This is a genomic window from Streptomyces sp. NPDC048255 (assembly GCF_040652415.1).
Classification (GTDB): domain Bacteria; phylum Actinomycetota; class Actinomycetes; order Streptomycetales; family Streptomycetaceae; genus Streptomyces.
Window position 1 is genome coordinate 1 of sequence record NZ_JBEZMA010000093.1, and the last position, 19013, is coordinate 19013.

19 protein-coding genes and 1 pseudogene are annotated in these 19013 nt (G+C 71.5%); 7 read left to right on the forward strand and 13 right to left on the reverse strand.

Going from position 1 to position 19013, the window contains the following annotated elements:
* A pseudogene (locus AB0D94_RS35925) lies at positions 1-123 on the forward strand (NAD-dependent epimerase/dehydratase family protein); the annotation flags it as partial.
* Positions 124-356: 233 nt separating this feature from the next.
* Here the strand turns inward: AB0D94_RS35925 and AB0D94_RS35930 are convergent.
* The 8 genes from AB0D94_RS35930 to AB0D94_RS35965 all read right to left on the reverse strand — a co-directional run bounded on the left by AB0D94_RS35930 (position 357) and on the right by AB0D94_RS35965 (position 8962).
* Entirely contained in the window at positions 357-959 is a 603-nt protein-coding gene (locus tag AB0D94_RS35930) for a cupin domain-containing protein (protein WP_266941084.1), read from the reverse strand.
* A gap of 175 nt (positions 960-1134) precedes the next feature.
* On the reverse strand, positions 1135-1689 hold the full coding sequence (locus AB0D94_RS35935; RefSeq protein ID WP_362061469.1) for an XRE family transcriptional regulator: 555 nt from the start codon (positions 1687-1689) through the stop codon (positions 1135-1137).
* Positions 1690-1698: 9 nt separating this feature from the next.
* Positions 1699-3972 carry a helix-turn-helix transcriptional regulator gene (locus AB0D94_RS35940; RefSeq protein ID WP_362061472.1) on the reverse strand — a complete coding sequence of 758 codons (2274 nt, stop codon included), beginning with the start codon at positions 3970-3972 and terminating at the stop codon, positions 1699-1701.
* Between the two features lie 136 nt (positions 3973-4108).
* Positions 4109-5116, reverse strand: coding sequence for a ParB/RepB/Spo0J family partition protein (locus AB0D94_RS35945; protein WP_362061475.1), 1008 nt, complete (start codon positions 5114-5116; stop codon positions 4109-4111).
* The gene (locus tag AB0D94_RS35950; protein ID WP_362061478.1) at positions 5113-6375 is read right to left on the reverse strand and encodes a ParA family protein; all 1263 of its coding nucleotides are present in this window, start codon (positions 6373-6375) and stop codon (positions 5113-5115) included. The genes AB0D94_RS35945 and AB0D94_RS35950 overlap by 4 nt, the downstream gene beginning before the upstream one ends.
* A 225-nt stretch (positions 6376-6600) precedes the next feature.
* Positions 6601-7275: a ScbR family autoregulator-binding transcription factor gene (locus tag AB0D94_RS35955; RefSeq protein WP_362061481.1), complete on the reverse strand. Its 675-nt coding sequence runs from the start codon at positions 7273-7275 to the stop codon at positions 6601-6603.
* Between the two features lie 425 nt (positions 7276-7700).
* The gene (locus tag AB0D94_RS35960) at positions 7701-8159 is read right to left on the reverse strand and encodes a carboxymuconolactone decarboxylase family protein (RefSeq protein ID WP_362061484.1); all 459 of its coding nucleotides are present in this window, start codon (positions 8157-8159) and stop codon (positions 7701-7703) included.
* 257 nt (positions 8160-8416) lie between these two features.
* Complete coding sequence (locus tag AB0D94_RS35965; RefSeq protein WP_362061487.1) at positions 8417-8962, reverse strand: flavoprotein; 546 nt, start codon at positions 8960-8962, stop codon at positions 8417-8419.
* 164 nt (positions 8963-9126) lie between these two features.
* On the opposite strand from AB0D94_RS35965, the gene AB0D94_RS35970 reads away from it, so the two are divergent.
* The 4 genes from AB0D94_RS35970 to AB0D94_RS35985 all read left to right on the forward strand — a co-directional run bounded on the left by AB0D94_RS35970 (position 9127) and on the right by AB0D94_RS35985 (position 11980).
* Positions 9127-9723, forward strand: coding sequence for a dihydrofolate reductase family protein (locus AB0D94_RS35970; protein ID WP_362061490.1), 597 nt, complete (start codon positions 9127-9129; stop codon positions 9721-9723).
* A 49-nt stretch (positions 9724-9772) separates the two neighbouring features.
* A complete protein-coding gene (locus AB0D94_RS35975; RefSeq protein WP_362061493.1) occupies positions 9773-9985 on the forward strand; it encodes a DUF4287 domain-containing protein in 213 nt (70 codons plus the stop codon).
* Between the two features lie 82 nt (positions 9986-10067).
* Positions 10068-10946: an NAD(P)H-binding protein gene (locus AB0D94_RS35980; protein ID WP_362061496.1), complete on the forward strand. Its 879-nt coding sequence runs from the start codon at positions 10068-10070 to the stop codon at positions 10944-10946.
* 32 nt (positions 10947-10978) lie between these two features.
* On the forward strand, positions 10979-11980 hold the full coding sequence (locus AB0D94_RS35985) for an AraC family transcriptional regulator (RefSeq protein ID WP_362061499.1): 1002 nt from the start codon (positions 10979-10981) through the stop codon (positions 11978-11980).
* A gap of 51 nt (positions 11981-12031) precedes the next feature.
* Here AB0D94_RS35985 and AB0D94_RS35990 read toward each other — a convergent pair whose 3' ends face one another.
* Both AB0D94_RS35990 and AB0D94_RS35995 read right to left on the reverse strand, forming a co-directional pair.
* Positions 12032-12505: a GNAT family N-acetyltransferase gene (locus AB0D94_RS35990; RefSeq protein ID WP_362061502.1), complete on the reverse strand. Its 474-nt coding sequence runs from the start codon at positions 12503-12505 to the stop codon at positions 12032-12034.
* Positions 12506-12549: 44 nt separating this feature from the next.
* A complete protein-coding gene (locus AB0D94_RS35995) occupies positions 12550-13047 on the reverse strand; it encodes an anthrone oxygenase family protein (RefSeq protein ID WP_362061505.1) in 498 nt (165 codons plus the stop codon).
* Between the two features lie 188 nt (positions 13048-13235).
* Between AB0D94_RS35995 and gdhA the strand changes: the two genes are divergently transcribed.
* Positions 13236-14594, forward strand: coding sequence for an NADP-specific glutamate dehydrogenase (gene gdhA, locus AB0D94_RS36000; RefSeq protein WP_362061508.1), 1359 nt, complete (start codon positions 13236-13238; stop codon positions 14592-14594).
* A 78-nt stretch (positions 14595-14672) separates the two neighbouring features.
* Here the strand turns inward: gdhA and AB0D94_RS36005 are convergent, their stop codons facing one another.
* A complete protein-coding gene (locus AB0D94_RS36005) occupies positions 14673-14846 on the reverse strand; it encodes a hypothetical protein (protein WP_362061511.1) in 174 nt (57 codons plus the stop codon).
* Between the two features lie 170 nt (positions 14847-15016).
* Here AB0D94_RS36005 and AB0D94_RS36010 point away from each other — a divergent pair, with 170 nt between their 5' ends.
* Positions 15017-16360 (forward strand): AMP-binding protein, encoded by a 1344-nt coding sequence (locus tag AB0D94_RS36010; protein WP_362061514.1) that lies wholly within the window; start codon positions 15017-15019, stop codon positions 16358-16360.
* 185 nt (positions 16361-16545) lie between these two features.
* Here AB0D94_RS36010 and AB0D94_RS36015 read toward each other — a convergent pair whose 3' ends face one another.
* Positions 16546-17019, reverse strand: coding sequence for a MarR family transcriptional regulator (locus tag AB0D94_RS36015; RefSeq protein WP_362061517.1), 474 nt, complete (start codon positions 17017-17019; stop codon positions 16546-16548).
* On the reverse strand, positions 17016-17612 hold the full coding sequence (locus AB0D94_RS36020) for a hypothetical protein (protein WP_362061520.1): 597 nt from the start codon (positions 17610-17612) through the stop codon (positions 17016-17018). The genes AB0D94_RS36015 and AB0D94_RS36020 overlap by 4 nt, the downstream gene beginning before the upstream one ends.
* Positions 17613-19013: the final 1401 nt, after the last annotated feature.

Consider the following 19013-nt stretch of genomic DNA (forward strand, 5'->3'; position numbering starts at 1 on the left):
CTCCCCATCCGCATGCCCGGAAAGGCCGGCAAGGCCTACCGCGCCGGCGACAACCTCGCCCTCACCGGCACCCTCGTCGGCAAGCGCACCTGGGAGGAGTTCCTCGCCGAGCGCGTCGCCTAGAGCACCGCACCTCTGCTGCCGGGGCCTCGTCCGGGGGTCCCGGCAGTGTGCTGTCCGCACGCGGGGCCGTACCGCCGGCTGCTGCGCAGGGGGCACGCCTAACCGCCGCGGCGTTAACGGCGTTAACGGCGTTAACGCCACGCCCCGACATACGCGTGTGCCCAGACCCCCAATTCGGGTCTGGGCACACGGACGCGTAGGACACCCGCAACGCGCGGTCGGGCTCGGGAGGGTCAGGCCCCCTGGCCGGCCTTCTCGTAGAAGCCGTCCTCGTGGATCGCCTCCACGCGGACCTCCTGGCCGTTGGCCTCAAGCCACTCGGCGCGCAGCCGCGCCGCCTCGTCGTCGGCCTGCGAGGCGGGGACCAGCCGGCCGTCCGGCGTCAGCCGCTGCGGCGTCTCGCCGCACGGCCGCCAGTCGAACTTGGCCGCGATCTTGAACAGGTCCTCCTGCGTCAGCGGGCCGCCGTTGTCCTTCTCGGCCTGCAGCGCGGTGGGGTGGTAGTTCTCGTAGCCGCCCGGCATGTGCAGCGTGAGGAAGTGCGCGCCCTCCCCGGGCGGGGTCGCCCAGGTGTGCCGGGTGCCGCTGGTGATGTACGCCATGCTGCTCGGGCCGAGCTCCACGACCTCGTCGTCCACCTGCACGATGAGCTTGCCGGAGACGACGAAGTAGGTCTCGGTGGACTCCGCGTGCGTGTGCAGCGGCGGACCCGACCAGGCAGGACCCTGGCGCGTCTCCACCAGCGATGCCGCGCCGTCGGTCATCTTGTTCGACAGCACGATCTCGAACCCGCGGCGACCCTCCGGCCGGTCCCCGGGGTGAACGACGTACGTCATCGAGTCCTCTTTCAGCTTGGATGTCTGCGCATCCCCGATCTAACCGAGACCGGTGCCCGTCCGACTGCGGCCCGCCTCGCGCAGTTGAACGGGTTGCCGCCGCGCCGCGGGCCGCCGTACGCGGGCGGGTGCGGGCACCCGCGCCCGCCGCGACCCGTCTGGCCTGGGGCGCTGCTCAGAAGGCGAAGTCGACGTAGTCGATGTCGGTGAACTCCACGCGCAGACCCTGGGCGCGGGCTCCACCGTCCTTGAAGTAGACCTCTTGCAGGCCTTCAGCCGCGATCCGCTGAAGCTGGATCTCGGTGGCACCGGCGTCCTGCGCGGCGAGCAGGCGCCCCGCGTACTCGGGCGGCAGGTGCTGGGTGATGCGGCGCATGCGGCCGTCGTCGCTGGTGCCGGGGGCCGCCGTGAAGCCGAAGCGTGCGCGGGTCTCGATCACCAGGCCGGTGGTCCTGGCCGCCCGGTCGCGGGCCCGCTTGCGCACCAGGGGCTGCCAGCGGCGGCGGACCTCGCCCTCCAGACGGGCCGCGAGGGCCGGCTTGGGCTGTTTGATCTGGTCCTTCACGTACCGCTCGACCGTGCGCTGGGAGATGCCCAGCAGGCCGGCGACGGCCTTCGTGGACTTGAGCTGCTTCACCAGGAACCGCATCTGCGCGCCCGCCGACTTGGGGACGGGGCGGGTGAAGTTCATTTCGTCGGCCCGGGTGAGGCTGTCGCTGATCTCGGACATGGGTGGAAGCTACTCTCCGTCGGCCGCGGCGTCGTGGCCCTTGATGTGGCGGGCGGGATTGTGGCGTTCGTCGAGCATCCGGACCGCCCACAGCAGGGGCTGGGTGCCCTCGTGCTTCACCATGCCGGGGCTGACCCCGAGGCGGAAGCCTCCCGGCACCGGCTTGCCCTCGGGGGTGCGGGGCAGGAAGTCGAGCGGGCCGGGGCCGTCGGAGAGGTACACCGCGCAGTCGGAGAGGACGGCGATGGGGTACTCCCCCGCGGCGGCGAGCTTGCGCATCTTGCGGTGCATGTTGACCCGGGCCGTGGAGATCACGGCGGCCCTGATGTCGGGGCGCCAGGTGGGGCGTTCGAGGGCGGGCCAGGGCTCGCCGGGACGGTAGCCGGCGCCCTGCGGGCGTTCGCGGAGCTTGCCGATGCCGCCCTTGACGGTGGACTTGATCGCGGACAGGACCGCCGTGCGCGCGGGGTCGTCCCGCTTGTGGGTCTGCATCGCGGCGAGGAACTCGGCGTCGTCGAGCCCGGGATGCACGCCCAGGTCGGCCATCGTGGCCAGGTACGCGTCGCGCAGCCGGGTGTACCAGGCGTCGAGGTACGGGCCGTTGTCCGGGCGCAGCCAGGCCTCGGCCGGGCGGACCTCGTGGCCGAGCTCCTGCGCGTAGGCGAGGGTCGGGGTCGCGTACCAGGCGGGACCGGCGGGGGCCTTGCCGTGCGGGGTGAACGGGCTGGGCAGGCGCGGGTCCAGGCTCAGCCCGGAGAGGTCGGCGAGCCAGCAGCCGGGGGTCTTGGGGTCGAAGCGGGGCGCCGTGGTGTGGACCGCGGGGCCGAGGCCGACGGTGAGGCGGTTCGCGGCCGCGGCGAAGGCCATGTTCACGTCGATGCCGACGGCGTGCGTACGGGCGCACTCGGCGTCGGTGAGGAGCTCCGGGTCGCGGATCCAGTCGTACGCCTCCTCGTCGAGGACCTGGTCCGGCGTCCGCTGGTGGGCGCGCGGGTACAGGGCCGCGACCACCGGGTGCTCGTCGGGGGCTTCCGGGGGCGCCGGGTCGACGGGGCGGGTGAGGGAACCGGCGACGGGCGCGGACTCCCAGACACCGGTGCCGGGGTTGCGGGCGGCGCGGGTCGGCGGGCGCAGGGCCGTCATGAGCTCCAGGCCGGAGACGGCGGTGGAGCCGCGGGGGGTGAGGACCCGGGCGGCGTAGCAGGTGAGCAGCTCGGCGAGTTCCGGTGCGGGCAGCGCGGCGGTCTCCTCGCCCCAGGCGCGGGCGTCGAGGGCGCCCCAGGGAAGGATCGCGAGCTGGACGCACTGGCGGCCGCCGCCCTGGGTGGCCGGCCGGTAGATACGGGGCCACGGGCCGAAGCCGCGCCGGGTGAGCTGCCACTTGGCCTTGGCGAGCTGGCGCAGGACCGGGTGGTCGTCGGGGAGGCGCAGACCCCGGCGGTCCTCGAGGACCAGGGGCAGGCCGAGGGCATGCGTGGCCTCGGGGGTGAGGACGAGGAGCGGGTCGCCGTCCTTGCCGTTGCGGTGCAGGCGCGGGGAGCGGAGGTCGGCATCGGGGCCGAGCGCCCAGTCGATGAGCGCGGGCAGGCCGCTGGTGGGGTGGTCGAGGACCAGCCCGCCGGCGGCGTGGGCGCGGCCTTCGCCGTCGAGGACGGCGAGGGGGCCGTTCCCTTCCAGGGCGGCGGGACGGCTCCACGCGGCGGGCCGCCGGGCCGGGGCGGCGTTAACGGCGTTAACGGCGTTAACGCCGTTAATGATCGCGGAGCCCGCAGACGCCTCCGGCTCCGATTCGACGGCCGGACCGCCGGGGGCGTTAACGCCGTTAACGCCGTTAATGATCGCGGAGCCCGCAGACGCCTCCGGCTCCGGCTCGACGGCCGGACCGCCGGGGGCGTTAACGCCGTTAACGCCGTTAATGATCGCGGAGCCCGCAGACGCCTCCGGCTCCGGCTCGACGGCCGGACCGCCGGGGGCGTTAACGCCGTTAACGCCGTTGACGCCGCCGGTGCCGCCCACGCCCCCGACGGGGTGGAGCGCGGCGAGCCCGTCCAGGAGACGGATGTAGGCCGCGCGCTTCGGCGGGCGCGGAGCCGTGCGGCCGGTCTCCCAGGAGGTGACGGTCTCCCGGCGGACGGACAGGGCCTTGGCGATCTGGTCCTGGCTGAGCCCGGCGGCCTCGCGCAGCCGCTTGCGCTCGTCGGGGTGCGGCAGCGCGTCCTGCGCGGCCGCCTCTTCGAGCAGGGCGTCGACCGCGGCGAAGAGGCCGTCTTGTTCCTCGTGCATATGGGGTACCTCCGAGTGCAGCCTATGTGAAGCGCACGCTTGAACGCACACGAAACGCACGTGGGGACGCGTCGGTCGGCGTTAACGCCGTTAACGCCGTTAACGCCGTTAACGCCCCCCGTCGTGAGTTCCGTCCTCAGATCCGGCCCAGCAGCAGCTCGGTGACGGCCTTGAGATCGTCCGGGGACAGCTGGGCGGCCAGGGCGTCCGCGATGTCCTGCGGTGAGTCGCCCGCGATCGTGATCCGCCGCGCCTCCCCGACCCCGGAGGCGTTAACGGCGTTAACGGCGTTAACGCCGTCAGCGGTCGCTCCCCCGGCACCGTTAACGCCGTTAACGCCCGCCGCCCCCGCCGCCCCCGCCGCGTTAACGCCGTTAACGCCGTTAACGGTCGGCCCCCCGCCGCCCGCGCCCGCCCGGCTGCGCTGCCGCGGGGGATTAACGGCGTTAACGGTCGCCTCCGCCGCAGCCCCTTGCTCCTCCTGCGGCAGCCGCCCGATGCGCCGCGCCGGTTCCACCTTCAGCTCCCCCGTCTCCACCTTGTCCTGGAGTTCCGGGGTGAGCTGAAGCAGGGTCAGCCGCTGCGAGACCCAGGCCGCCGTCTTGCCGAGCCGCTTGGCCACCTGGGCCTGGGAACCGTGCACCTCCACGAGCTCCTGGAGGGCACGCGCCTGGTCCATGGGCGCCACGTCGACCCGGTGGACGTTCGCGATCAGCGCCGACTCCAGGATGTCGGCCGCCGACGTGGCCAGGGAGTCGTTCACGTGGATGTGCATCGACTTCAGGCCCGCCAGCTGGGCCGCCGCCAGGCGCCGGTTGCCGTCGATGACCACGTACGGCGCCCGGCCCAGCCCGTCGGTCTGCCCCGGGTGCGCCTCCATGAAGGCCATCCGGGTGGCGACCGCGAGCGGTTGGAGCTGGCCCCGGATCGTGAGGGACTGCGCCATCTCCTCCAGCTCCGTGAGCTCCTCGCGGAGGTTGAACGGGTTGTGCGCCAGCGCCTCGATCGGCACCTCCGACGGCGGGACGACCCCGGACGTGGGAGCGCCGGTCGCCTCGGCGATCGCCGCGCGGCGGGAGCTGACACCGGCCGGCTGGGCCCGGGCGAACGACGCCGAGACCCCGAGTTTGTCGGCCTTGCTCATGAGATCTCCCTTGCGAGGGCGCGCAGCGCGACCGCCTGGTCGCCCTTGGGCGCGTAGACGAACAGCGGCTGCTTCACCCGCACCGCTTCGCGCTGTTCCTTGAGGTCGGGTACGACGGCCACCACCCGCGGATCCTTTATGTCCATCCAGGCCTGGAGGGAGGAGGTCGCGATGTAGCCGCGCCGGCCGTCGTAGAGGTTGACGACCAGCCCGAGGTAGTCGATGTCCAGGCTGAGGTCGTCGCGCAGGTCGTTGATCTGGGAGGTGAGCAGGTCGTACGCGTCGGCCGACGAGTCCTCCGCCTGTACGACGATCAGCGCGCCGGAAGCGCCGGGCTGTTCGGCGTCGCGGCGGCGTCCGTAGTAGATGGCCGCGTCCATGCTGAGGCCGAGGCTCGGGGGGCAGTCGACGAGGATGACGTCGTAGTCGGACTCGACGGGGGAGAGGGCCCGTTCGAGGGCGGCCTCGCGGGCCCGGACGGTGGAGAGGCGGACGTCGAGGAGGAAGGCGTCCGTGCAGGCGGGCAGCAGGTGCAGCCGGTCGCCGAACCGCTCGTCCGGGACGGGGACGATCAGGTCGGCGAGGGGGCCCTTGGCCTCGCCCGCCATGTGGCAGGTGAGGCTGTCGCCGCCGATGGGCAGCGGCTGCTGGCCCAGCTGCTTGGTCAGATGGCCCTGCGGGTCGAAGTCGACGAGCAGGACCCGCATGCCGAGACCGGGCAGGTCCTCCAGGTCGAGGGAGGCGGCCGCCGGGTCCGGCTGCCGGCCCTCGTCCTCGGTGCCCGTGAGGCGGGCGAGCTGCCGGGCGACGCGCACCGGGTGCAGGCTCGACGGGTCCTCGGCCAGCGCCTCTCCGGTCCCCGCGGTGATCGCGGTCTTGCCGACCCCGCCCTTCTGGTTGCACACGACGATGCGGCGTACGACGGCGGGCCGCCGGACGGTGGGGGCCGGGTTCATCTCCAGCCAGAGCCGCACCGCTTGGGCCAGTCCCTGGATCAGGGAGACCCCGCGGTCCTTGGACCCGGCGCGGAAGGAGTCCCACTGGCCGGCGGGCAGCCAGGTGGAGAAGGACTCGGCTCCCGAGGTGTCGACGGGGGAGGGGGCGGAGGCGAGCGCGCTCCAGTGGGCGATGCCCTGGTGGACGGCGTCCTGGATGTCCACCCGCAGTTGAGCGGTGCGGATCTTCAACTCCTGGCGCAGCCACGGGGGGAGCTTGGAGACGACCTTCTCTCGGTCGCTCTGGGACGAGGGCGAAGTCATGAGAGGGACTTTACTAACGTTCCAGGCCTCAGGTGACCGCCACGCTTGAGTTTTGCTAACGAAATGTGGCGCGGCACGGATCCGAGGCCGGAAGCCGAGGCGGATCCAGGCGGAAGCCGAGACGGCCACAGGGTCCCGGGTACGCAACAGGGCGGCCTCGCACACGCCGTAGCGAGCACCCCCGTGGTTCACCACGGCGTGTGCGAGGCCGCCCTGGAAGCGGTGTCAGCCGGCCGTGACTCCGGGGGAGTCCGGGGCCGGCAGAGCGAACCCGGCCCGGCAGGCGGGCGAGCCGGCCAGGTCGAAGTGCGGGATGCGGTCGGCGGGCACGATCCCCGGGAGGAGGAAGCTCCACAGGTCGATGACCCGGCTGTGCAGGTCCTCGCGGCCGGTACGCACGTGCGAGGCGACCTGGATCCCGGTGAACGAGCCCACGAGCAGCGTCGCGAGGTCGTGCACGTCGAGCGAGGACCGTACGTCGCCGCGCTCCTGGGCCGGGACCAGACAGCCGATGCAGGTGTCGATCCAGGTGTTGTACGGGGCCGGGTCCGGGTGGGTGAAGGAGCCGAACTCGATGACCAGCCGTATCCCGGCGCGGATGCGGACGTTGGTGCGCAGCCCGTACGCCATCTGATGGGTGAGGTCGATGACGGTCTGGAGGCCCGGGTCCGCGATGGCGGGCACGCCCTCGGCGACCTGGAACTGCTCGTCCATCAGGGTGCGGGCGAGGGCTTCCTTCGACTGGAAGTGGAAGTACAGGGCGCCCTTGGTGACTCCGGCGTGCTTGACCACGTCGCTCAGGCTGGTGCCTTCGAAGCCGCAGGCGTCGAAGGCGACGGCCGCGCCGTCGAGGATCGCCTGCCGGGTGATCTCGGCCCGTTCCTGCCTGGCCCTCGCCACGTACCTGTCTCCTGTGCTCGGCGAGCAGGACGCGACGGTGTCTGCTGGAGGCTCGCTCGAAGAGCAATCTAGTGGGACGGCGGCAAAGAAAACCAGTCGGCAAGTACTTTTTCAGCGGAAGCAACGGGCATTCGCGGGGTCTTGTGACGTTTTGTGCTGTCGCTTTACGGCAGACCACGGCGCGAGGGCGTTAACGCCGTTAACGGTCCGCGGCGTTAACGCCGTTAACGCCGTTAACGGCGTCAACGGCGCCGGACATGACGACGGGCCCCTCCAGGACGGGGGAGGACGCGGTCCGGGACGGGGGCAGAGCGGGGCGGTACGAAGGGTGTGTCGGCGTTACGCCGTTAACGGCGTTAACGCCGTTAACGGGTGGGTGGGCCGGCGCGGACCCGGTCCGGGTCCGCGTCCGGAGTCCGGCCGGGTCAGGCCCAGGCGCCGCCAGCCAGCTGGTGCGTGGCGATGTTGATGCGGTTCCAGACGTTGATCAGGCCGACGTGGAGGATGAGCGCCCCGAGCTGCGCCTCGTCGTAGTGCTTGGCCGCCTCGTCGTAGACCGCGTCCGGGACGGCGTCGGTGCGGTCCGCGAGACGGGTCACGGACTCGGCGATCGCGAGTGCGGCGCGCTCGGCGTCCGAGAAGTAGCTGGTGTCGCGCCAGCCGGCGAGGACGTGGATGCGGTCGTCGGTCTCGCCGTGCTTCTTCGCGATCTTGTGGTGCATGTCCAGGCAGACACCGCACCCGTTGATCTGGCTGGCCCGGATCGACACGAGCTCCAGGGTGCGCTCGCTGATGCCGGTACCGGAGACGGCCTTGTGGGCCGCCTGCAGCGCGTCCATCGCGCCGGGGACGACGACGGCGGGGTTTCCCATACGTGCGGTCACGGTGAGCTCCTCGGTTAGGTGGTTACACCGCACTGACGGATGGGCGACCGGAAGTGTGACCGTCTGCGGGAGCCTCTTTCCCACTGGGGGGCGTTAACGGCGTTAACGCCGTTAACGGTGCCCGGAGGAAGCGGCCCTGACCGTTGACGCCGTTAACGCTCGCCCGCCGACGCCCCCGACCGTTAACGCCGTTAACGGTGGAGACCGTTAACGGCGTTAACGTTCCCCCGCTCCTCCAGCCGACCGCCCGACGGGCCCTACGCAAGAACCGTCCGCCCCCGGTCCACCGCATCCAGCGCCGCCTGCCACGGGAAGTAGTCAGGCGAGTCGGGACCCGCCGGCCCCGGAATGAAGCCGCCCTCACCGTGCAGCACCCTCACCCCGGCCCCCCGCAGGACGGCCAGCGACTGGTCGAACTGCGGGTGCGCGGCGAGCGCCGAGTTCAGGCAGGGCACGGCCACCACCGGGGTGCCCTTGCCGAGCGCCTCGGCGGCGACCCCGACCGCGAACCGGTCGGTGAGCCCGAGCGCCCAGGAGTTGATGGAGTTGAAGGTGGCCGGAGCGAACAGCAGCGCATCGGCCGCCGGCCATATGTCGGGCTCCCCGGGCAGTTTGTACTGCCACCGCACCGCGTGGCCGGTCAGCACCGCCAGCCCGTCGAGGCTCCCGGCCAGCCAGTGGGCCGCCGTCGGCGTCAGACCCAGGCATACGTCCCAGCCCCGGGCCCGGGCGTCCTCGATCACGTGGGCCACGTCGAACACGGGCGGGGCGGCGGAGCAGAACAGGTAGAGCGTCCTCGTCATACCGACATGTGATCACATTGCTTGACCTCGGCCTCGGTTGAGGGGTGGAGATCGCCTGCCCGAAGACCGTCCAAGTTTTTTCCGGCGCGACCGATGAGTTCCCTGCAGTGCGGCGGTCTCTACTCCTGACAGCGGATACAGAGCGAGGAAGAGGAGCCGTTCCCATGCGGATCGTCATCAGTGAGTTCATCAGCCTGGACGGCGTCGTACAGGCCCCGGGCGGTCCCGGCGAGGACACCGACGGCGGCTTCGCGCACGGCGGATGGAGCCACCCGTTCTTCGACCCGGAGACGATGGGCGCCGCCTTCACCGAAGCGATGAGCAGCACCGGGGCGCTGCTGTTCGGCCGCCGCACCTGGCAGACCATGGCCGCGGCGTGGCCCGAGCGGGCCGGCGACCCGTTCGCCGACCAGATGAACGCCCTCCCCAAGTACGTCGTGTCCCGGACGCTCGGCGACGCCGACCTGACCTGGAACAACAGCACGCTCATCCCCGGCGACAAGGCCGTCGACCTCATCCGGGAACTGCGCGAGAGCGACGGCGGCGACCTGTCGGTCATGGGCAGCCCCACCCTCGTCCGCACCCTCCTGCAAGAGGGCCTGGTCGACGAGCTCCGGCTCATGATCATGCCGGTGCTCCTCGGCGGCGGTAAGACGATCTTCCCCGACGGCGGCACCCTGCGCACGCTCGAGCTGGTCTCCACGGTCACCAGCAAGACGGGCGTGCACGTCTGCACCTACCGCCCGACCGCAGGCCGATGACCAACCCCGGCACCCAACCACACCCCCACCCACAGACGGGAACCCCCACATGACCGAAACCCCGAAGGGCCCGGCCTCCTACTTCCCCTCGATCGAGAAGAAGTACGGCCTCCCGGTGGCGCACTGGAAGGACCTCATCCGCTCCTCGCCCCTGACCCGGCACATGGACCTCGTCTCCTGGCTCAAGACGGAGCACGCACTGGGCCACGGCCATGCCAACGCCCTCGTCGCCCACACCCTCGCCGAGGACAGCGGGAAGTGAACGGCTGTCCCTGAGACGCACGCGTATGCGACTGAGCTTTGCGGCTATGGCCCGTCTCGCGGCAGTGGATTTCACTGAACCCATGACACAGAAGACGCAGCACACGCAGCCCACCCACAGCGCGCAGACCACGGACTCGACGGACCCGACGGCCTCCGCCACCACCCTCGTCATCGGCGGCAACGGCAAGACCGGCCGCCGCGTCGCCGAGACGCTCGCCGCCCGGGGCCTCCCGGTCAGGGTCGGATCCCGCTCCGGCGAACCGCCCTTCGACTGGAACCGGCCCGACACCTGGGGACCGGCCCTGGAGGGCATCGACCGGGTCTACGTCACCTACTACCCCGACCTCGCCTTCCCCGGAGCCGCGGAGCAGGTCGGCGCGTTCTCCGAGGCGGCCGTGGCCGCCGGAGCGCGCCGCCTGGTCCTGCTCTCCGGCCGCGGCGAGGAGGCGGCGCAGCGCGCCGAGGAGAAGCTGAAGGCCTCAGGCGCCGACTGGACCGTCGTCCGCGCCGCCTGGTTCAACCAGAACTTCGACGAGAGCTTCTTCCTGGATCCGGTCCTGGCCGGCGAGTTCGCCCTGCCGACCGCCGACGCCGTGGAGCCCTTCGTCGACGCCGGGGACATCGCCGACGTGGTGGTGGCGGCGCTCACCGACGACCGGCACATCGGCCGGACCTACGAGCTGACCGGCCCCCGCCTCCTCAGCTTCCACGACGTCGCCGCCGAGCTGTCGAAGGCCACCGGGCGCGAGATCACGTACGCCCCCGTCTCGGGCGAGACCTACCGCGCGGTGCTGCGTGAACACGGCCTGCCGGAGGACTTCGCCGACCTGTTCACCCTGATCCTCGACGGACGCAACGCCCACCTGGCCCACGGGGTCGAGGAGGTCCTGGGCCGCGCGCCGCGGGACTTCGCCGACTTCGCCCGCGAAGCGGCGGCGACCGGCGTCTGGAACGTCTGACTGCCTCGGGGGAGGACGGGGAGGATGTACGCATGGACACGCTGACCGGCCTCCTCGAAGGCCCCCAGGCCCGGGGCGCCTTCCTGCTCAAGTCCGTCTTCAACCCGCCCTGGTCCCTGCGGGTCGAGGACCGGGCCCCGCTGTCGCTGGTGACGATGGTGCGCGGCTCCGCGTGGCTGCTGCCCGACGAAGGCGCGCCCGTCCTGGTCGGCCCGGGCGACGTCGCCGTCGTACGGGGCCCCGCGCCGTACACGGTCGCGGACTCCCCGGACACCCCTGTGCAGATCACGGTCGACGCCGACCAGCGGTGCAGCACACAGGCGGGCGAGGACATCACCGGCTCCATGGACCTGGGCGTGCGCACCTGGGGCTCCGCGTTCCAGGACGAGCACTCCGCCGTGATGCTGAGCGGCACCTACCAGGCACCGAGCGAGATCGGCCGGCGGCTGCTCGGCGTGCTCCCCTCGGTCCTGGTACGCCGCCGCCCGGCCTCCTCCGACACCACCCTGGTCCGGATGCTCTCGGAGGAGATCGGCAAGGACGAGCCCGGCCAGGAGATCGTCCTGGACCGGCTGCTGGACCTGCTGCTCATCGGGGTGCTGCGCAGCTGGCTGGCCGCACCCGGCACCGGCGCCCCCGCCTGGTACCGCGCCCAGGCCGACCCGGTGGTGGGCCCGGCCCTGCGCCTGCTGCACGAGAGCCCGGCCCACGGCTGGACGGTGGAGGAACTGGCCCTGAAGGTCGGGGTCTCCCGCGCCTCACTGGCCCGCCGCTTCACCGAGATCGTGGGGGAGCCGCCGGTGGCGTACCTGACGGGCTGGCGGCTGGCGCTGGCCGCCGACCTGCTGCGCGAACCGGACGCCACGGTCGCGACGGTGGCCCGCCGCGTGGGCTACAGCAGCGCGTTCGCCCTCTCCACCGCCTTCAAGCGGGTGCGCGGCGTCAGCCCCCGCGAGTTCCGCACCGCCCCGGCCGCCGCCACCGCGCCCGCCCCGTCCGGCGCACCGCGTACGGTCGTCCTCCCGACCCCCTGACCCGTCCTGAACGGGTGTCAGCCCGGCCCGGGTCTCAACTCAGGACCACGATCAGCCCAGGTCCAGTACACCGACCGTCTGCCCGCCGCTGGACTCGCCCGTGAGGCGGAAGCCCAGCCCCAGGTAGAAGGGTTCGGGGCTGTCCTCGCCCGGTTCCCAGGTGACGTGCGCCCGCCCGGCCCCCCGCCGGCGGAGCTCCTCCGTGACGGCCCCGACGGCGAAACGGCCGTAGCCCTTGCCCTGCTTGCCGGCGGCGACGTTCAGCCGCCAGATGCCGGAGCGGATGTCCGAGGGGTCCCCGGCCGGGTTCCAGGCGATGTCGAGGAAGGCCATGACGAAGCCGACGACCTCGTCGCCGTCGACGATAGCCCGCGGCCAGGCGGCCTCCCCGTGGACGTACGCCTCGGCGAGCGACTTCACGACGGGCGAGACGAGGTGCTCCTGACGGGGGTGGACCCGTACCGCGCACACGGCGTCGAAGTTGTCGGCGGTGACCGGCTCCAGGCGCGGTGACGAACTGCTCATCCACGCACCCTAACGGCGGCGCCTCCCCCCGAAGTGCGCGGCCCCTACCGGCTCTGGCCGTGCAGGACCAGCGCCCACGCCAGGAACCCCACGGCAACCGTGCACAGGACCGCACGCCACACGTTGGCGCGTACCCACGGGCCCTCGAACGCCCGGCGGACGGCAGCCGGATCGGCGATCCGCTCGGGCGGTCCGGCCTTCTCCAGGGCGTTGTTCAGCGGGATGTTCACCCGGGCGGTGAGAGCCATCACCAGGACGTAGCAGACGAACGCGCCGACCAGCGGCCAGAGCGCCCCGCCCCCGCCGGAGGGGATGTGCAGGGCCAGCGCCAGCCCGGTGAACAGGAGGGCGCCGATGTAGCCGAGCATGAACCAGCCGTTGAGGATGGCCACGTTGATGCGCTGCATCGCCTCGATGACCGTGCGGTCGCCGCTCCGCCCGAGGCCGGGCATCACGGCGACGGAGAAGGCGTAGAAGAGGCCGCTCATCAGGGCCATCGTGAGGGTCGCCGCGACGAGCGACGCGAGCCGTGCCGTTTCCATGCCGGTTTCCCCCTGCTGGTGCGCGGTCGGGCGCGTCGATCATAAGCACCCCGGTACCGTGCCGTCCCGGAGGCATTCCACCCCACTTCCATGGTGTCTTGAGCCCCGCCCGCGACAGTTGCTGCGATCCGGACCCTCCGGGCCGTCGGCCCCCCGGTACCGGACCCACCCCCCAGGAGGAACAGACCGTGAAGGACCAGACGGCCCCGAAGGACGGGCTGGACGCCCTGCGCGCCGACATCGAGCGCCGCAACCCCGCCCAGCCGGAGTTCCACCAGGCGGTACGGGAGGTCCTGGAGACCCTGGCCCCCGTCTTCGCCGCACGGCCCGAGTACGCCGAGGCGGGGCTCGTGGAACGGCTCGTGGAGCCGGAACGCCAGATCATCTTCCGGGTCCCGTGGCAGGACGACCACGGCCGGGTCCACGTCAACCGCGGGTACCGCGTCGAGTTCAACAGCGCCCTCGGCCCGTACAAGGGCGGCCTGCGCTTCCACCCGTCGGTGAACATCGGCGTGGTGAAGTTCCTCGGCTTCGAGCAGATCTTCAAGAACGCGCTGACCGGCCTCGGCATCGGCGGCGGCAAGGGCGGCAGCGACTTCGACCCGCGCGGCCGCTCGGACTCCGAGGTCATGCGGTTCTGCCAGTCCTTCATGACGGAACTCCACCGGCACATCGGCGAGCACACCGACGTCCCGGCCGGCGACATCGGCGTCGGCGGCCGCGAGATCGGCTACCTCTTCGGGCAGTACCGGCGCATCACCAACCGCTGGGAGGCCGGAGTCCTCACCGGCAAGGGCCAGGGCTGGGGCGGCTCCGCCATCCGCCCCGAGGCCACCGGCTACGGCAGCGTCCTGTTCGCCGCCGAGATGCTCGCGGCCCGCGGCGGCGCCCTGGACGGCCTGACCGCCGTCGTGTCCGGCTCCGGCAACGTCGCCCTGCACACCATCGAGAAGCTCCAGCAGCTCGGCGCCAATCCGCTGACGGCCTCGGACTCCGAGGGCTACGTGGTCGACGACAAGGGCATCGACCTCGCGCTGCTCCGCCAGATCAAGGAGGCCGAACGCGGCCGGGTGTCCGAGTACGCCCAGCGCCGCGGCGCCTCGGCCCGCTTCGTCCGCGGCGGCCGCGTCTGGGAGGTTCCCGCCGACGTCGCGTTCCCCTCGGCCACCCAGAACGAACTCGACGAGGCCGACGCCCGGACCCTCGTCCAGAACGGCGTCAAGGCGGTCTCCGAGGGCGCCAACATGCCCACCACCCCCGCCGCCGTCCGCATCCTCCAGGAGGCCGGCGTCGCCTTCGGCCCCGGCAAGGCCGCCAACGCGGGCGGGGTCGCCGTCAGCGCCCTGGAGATGGCCCAGAACGCGGGCCGCTCCGCCTGGCCGGCCGCCCGCGTGGAGGAGGAACTGGCCGCCATCATGCGCTCGATCCACACGGTCACCTCCGAGACCGCCGTCCGCTACGGCGCCCCGGGCGACTACGTCACCGGAGCCAACATCGCGGGCTTCGAGCGCGTCGCCGACGCCATGCTCGCCCAGGGCGTCATCTAGGACCCCCCGTCCAGGACCCCGCGTCGCAAACACGGTGCCCCCGGACTCCGGTCCGGGGGCACCGTCCGTACGGCGGCTCTACGGGGCGGCGGCCCCGGGGAGGCCGGTGACCCTCGGGCCGTTCAGCATGTCGCTGACGGTGCTCCGTCGCAGGCGGCCGCCGCCGGCCGCCCCCGGCTTGCGCAGCGAGACCTTCCCGGCCCGGATGTCCCCTGCGTCGAGCGCCTCGACGAAGTCGGCGGGAGCGGACACCCGCAGCGGGTCGGGCCTGCCGGACCGCGGTACGGATTCACCCCCGGCGGTGGTGCCGGAGGTGTGGACGGTGACGTCGTCGCCGGGACGGGATCGCCGCCCCCGCCACCGGCCCGCGGCCGCGGCCGCGTCGTAGCCTGGGCTCCCACCACGGAGAGGGAGAATGCCGCGTGCTCACTGCACTGGACGGGCTGTACGGGGACCGGAAGGACGCGGTCACCATTGCGGGCCGGTCCGCCTCGTACGAGGAACTGCTCGGCGCGGCCCGGGCCGTGGCCGCCGACGTGGCCGGAGCCCCCGCCTTCGCCGTGACCGCGACCGCCTCCCTGGAGACCGTCGCCGCCGCCGTGGGCGCGCTCCTGGCCGGGGTGCCCCTCGTACCGCTGCCGCCCGACGCGGGAAGCGCCGAGCGCGAGCACATCCTGCGCGACTCGGGCGCCCGCCCCCTCGACGTGGACTTCGCCCGGCGCTCCGACTGGACCGGGCCCGCGCCCGCGCCCGAGGACCCCGCCCTGATCCTGTACACCTCCGGCACCACCGGCGCCCCCAAGGGCGTCGTCCTGACCGCCGCGGCCCTCGCCGCCGACCTGGACGCCCTCGCCGAAGCCTGGCAGTGGAGCGCCGAGGACACCCTCGTGCACGGCCTGCCCCTCTTCCACGTCCACGGGCTCGTCCTCGGCGTCCTCGGCGCCCTGCGCACCGGCAGCCGCCTGGTCCACACAGGCCGCCCCACCCCCGAGGCCTACGCCGAGGCCCGCGGCAGCCTCTACTTCGGCGTGCCCACCGTCTGGTCCCGCATCGCCGGCGCCCCCCAGGCCGCCGCCGCGCTCACGGGCGCCCGCCTGCTGGTCTCCGGCAGCGCGGCGCTGCCCGCCCCCGTCTTCCGCGACCTGGAACGGCTCACCGGCCACCGCCCGGTCGAGCGGTACGGCATGACCGAGACCCTGATCACCGTCAGCGGCCGGGCCGGCGCCGAGGTCCGCCCCGGTACGGTCGGCACCCCGCTCCCCGGCATCCGTACCCGGATCGCCGCCGAACCGGGCGCCGAGATCGGCGAGCTCCAGCTGACCGGGCCCACCCTGTTCGCCGGATACCTCGGCCGGCCGGAAGCCACCGCCGCCTCGTACACCGAGGACGGCTGGTTCCGCACGGGCGACATCGCGGCCGTCGACGAGGCCGACGGCGTCCACCGCATCGTGGGCCGCGCCTCCATCGACCTCATCAAGTCGGGCGGCTACCGGATCGGCGCGGGCGAAATCGAGAACGCCCTCCTCGACCACCCGAGGGTCACCGAGGCCGCGGTGGTCGGCGTCCCCGACGCCGACCTGGGCCAGCGGATCGTGGCGTTCGTCGTCGCCGAGGGCGTCACCGGCGAGGAGCTCACCGAGTTCGTCGCCACCCGCCTCTCGGTCCACAAACGCCCCCGGGAGGTCCGCTTCGTCAAGGCCGTCCCCCGCAACGCCATGGGCAAGCCGCAGAAGAAGCTGCTCCTGACGCAGGAGTCCGGCGGCTGAGGACCCTCCGCGCACCGGAGTCACACCGATCGGCCAGGTGCCGCAACACGAGGGCCCACGACCACCCACAGCAAGCTGCCCCAGAGGGCCCCTCAACGGCCCCGCACCGCACAAAAGGCCCCGGGATACCCCGGGGCCCCACCAAGCCCCTGAGCACCCCTCAGAAGCCCTTCTCGCACGCGTTGCTATCCCACCGCGTGCAGCGTCCTGCGCCGCTTCGACTCCGCGGCCTTCTTCGCGGCCGCCTGCGCGGCCCGCTTCTTGCGCTGCTCGGCCAGCTGGTCCTGGTACGCCGCCACGGCCTGGTGGTAGCTGGCCACATAGCCCCGCGCGTCCAGCCGCTCCTCCGCGGGCATCTCGTTGACCGCGGCCACCGCGTCCTCGAAGGAGTTGTACCCGGCCAGCATGGGGTTGATCTGGTACACCCCGTTGCGGACCTTCCGCACCGCCTTGGCGAGCTCCAGGCTCCGCAGCGCGGCGTTCACGCTCGGCCGGCTCAGATCCAGCAGCCCGCCGACCGTGGCCTGGTCGATGAGGATCCGTCCGCCCGGCTCACTCAACGAACGCAGCTTCAGCAGCACCCGATAGGCCGCCGGCGGGAGGTCGAGGTCTGAGAGAAGCCCATCGGCGTTGACCGCAGCGAATCGCAAGGTGCTCACTGAGCTGTCCCTTCTTCCGTGCGCTTCGCCCGGCTCAGCCGACGCGCAGCGCGCTCTTTTGCCCGTTCGGCCCGCAATTCCGCGATGGCCTGCCGCATGTGGTCCAGAGACGGGAAGCGCACCAGATCCGGCAGATTCGTGTCGCCCCGAATCTCCGAGATGGTGCTGTGCTGCTCCACCTTCACGAACTCACCCGTCATCTCGGTACCCGGGATGAACTCAGCTACCCGGTAACTGTAAGGCGGGTTGAACTGATACACACCCCGCCGCACCTTGAAGACGATCCCATGGGACATCACCGTGTGGAGCGCTTCCGAGGTCTTCGTCCGAGAGACGTCGAGGATGGTAGCCATCTCCTCCTGCGTCAGCTGGATCCGCCCCCCGGCCCGCTGACAGGCGATGAGGAGCAGAATCAGCCTCAACGGCAGCGCTTCACGGAAGTACTGCGCGATGACCAGGAAGAACTCGAGGCTGTCCATCGAGAACGCGTTCGGCTGGCTCTGCGTCCCGTAGAACTCCAGCGGCTTGCGCTCGCCGTCCAGCGTCAGCTTCCGGCTCGGGAACCGCCTCGCGAGACTGTCCAGATCCTTCACCGGAGCCAGGGGCTGGCTCCAGGCCGAGATCGCGTCATCAACAGGGAGATCAGGACGCGGCGCACGCCCAGGACTCGGCCGGCGGCGCTGTGGCTCGGATGACACGAGGATGCTCTCCACTTCGTTGATCTGCGGAGAGAGTATGTCAACAAGGGTGACACAAGTGTCACGCTCGTTGACGTTCGGCGTGTCTTGTGTCCCCTCAGGAGGGACATATCTCAGCCACGCCCTCCCTCCCACCCCCGCCACCAACCCCACCCGATCCGCCCCTAGTTCAGGGACACATCTCCGCTAAAACGTCAGTATCCCCGACGTTTTAGCGCATTTTACGTCAGCCTCACTGACGTTTTGTCGTCGATGTGTCCCCCTACCAGGGACAGATCCCCCGAGATATGTCCCTCCTGAGGGGACATATCTTTTCCCCCGCACCCCCTTTGACCTGCGCAAACGCATCTCCGTACCCTCTATATGCAGCTGAGCCTTCATCTCCCGCTCACAACAACGCCCAAACAACCGCCCGTCGACCTGCATCTGACGGCACGTCACCCGCCTGAACCCTCGTACCGGATCCCCCTCCCTCTGTCCTGAACAACCCCAGAGGTGACTGATTCCCGTCTCTATCCACTGCCGGCTTTGAATCACTCCTTGAGCACCTCCGAACCCTGCCTCAAGTGACAGCCGGACTCCTCGATCACACTCCGCCTCCATCTGGTCCTTTCCCTTCACTCAAAGGACCAAGTCCGGTGCACCAAACCGCAAAAAAGCCGATAAGAAAACCAAAACGCCCGACGCACGCTCAAACCAGCTCCGCACACTCTCAGTTACAAGCTCGCCGGCCCGTTCAAAACACTTGGCCAAAATGAAGCAAGACCTACTTCGGCGCGAAGCAAGGTAAAGCTCCGTGTCTCCCGAGCACAGCGAGGCTCGAACTCCGGCGGAGCGCAGCGGAGCCGAATCCCAGCGAGCGAAGCGAGCCGGGCACTCCCCTGTTCGGAGGCTCCGCGAAGCGGAGCCTCCTGCCTGCTGAGCGGAGCGAGGCAGGCCCTTGGCCGAGCGCAGCGAGGCTCGTCTTCCCTAAGCGCGGAGCGCTTAGGTCCGCCGAGCGGAGCGAGGCGGTTCCCTCGGCTGAGCGGAGCGAGGCCGGTCGCTGCCAGGCGCGCAGCGCCTGGGCGCGCCGAGCGGGGCGAGGCGGGGCTTTCGGCTGAGCGGAGCGAGGCCCGTCTTCCCTAAGCGCGGAGCGCTTACGTCCGCCGAGCGGAGCGAGGCGGTTCCCTCGGGCGAGCGCAGCGAGGCCGGTCGCTTCCCCAGCGCGCAGCGCTGGGGGGGCCGCCCCCGCAGACGCACACCCCACGGCTGTAAACCCCACACACAACCCCGAGTAAGGAGTGAGCAAGTGAATGT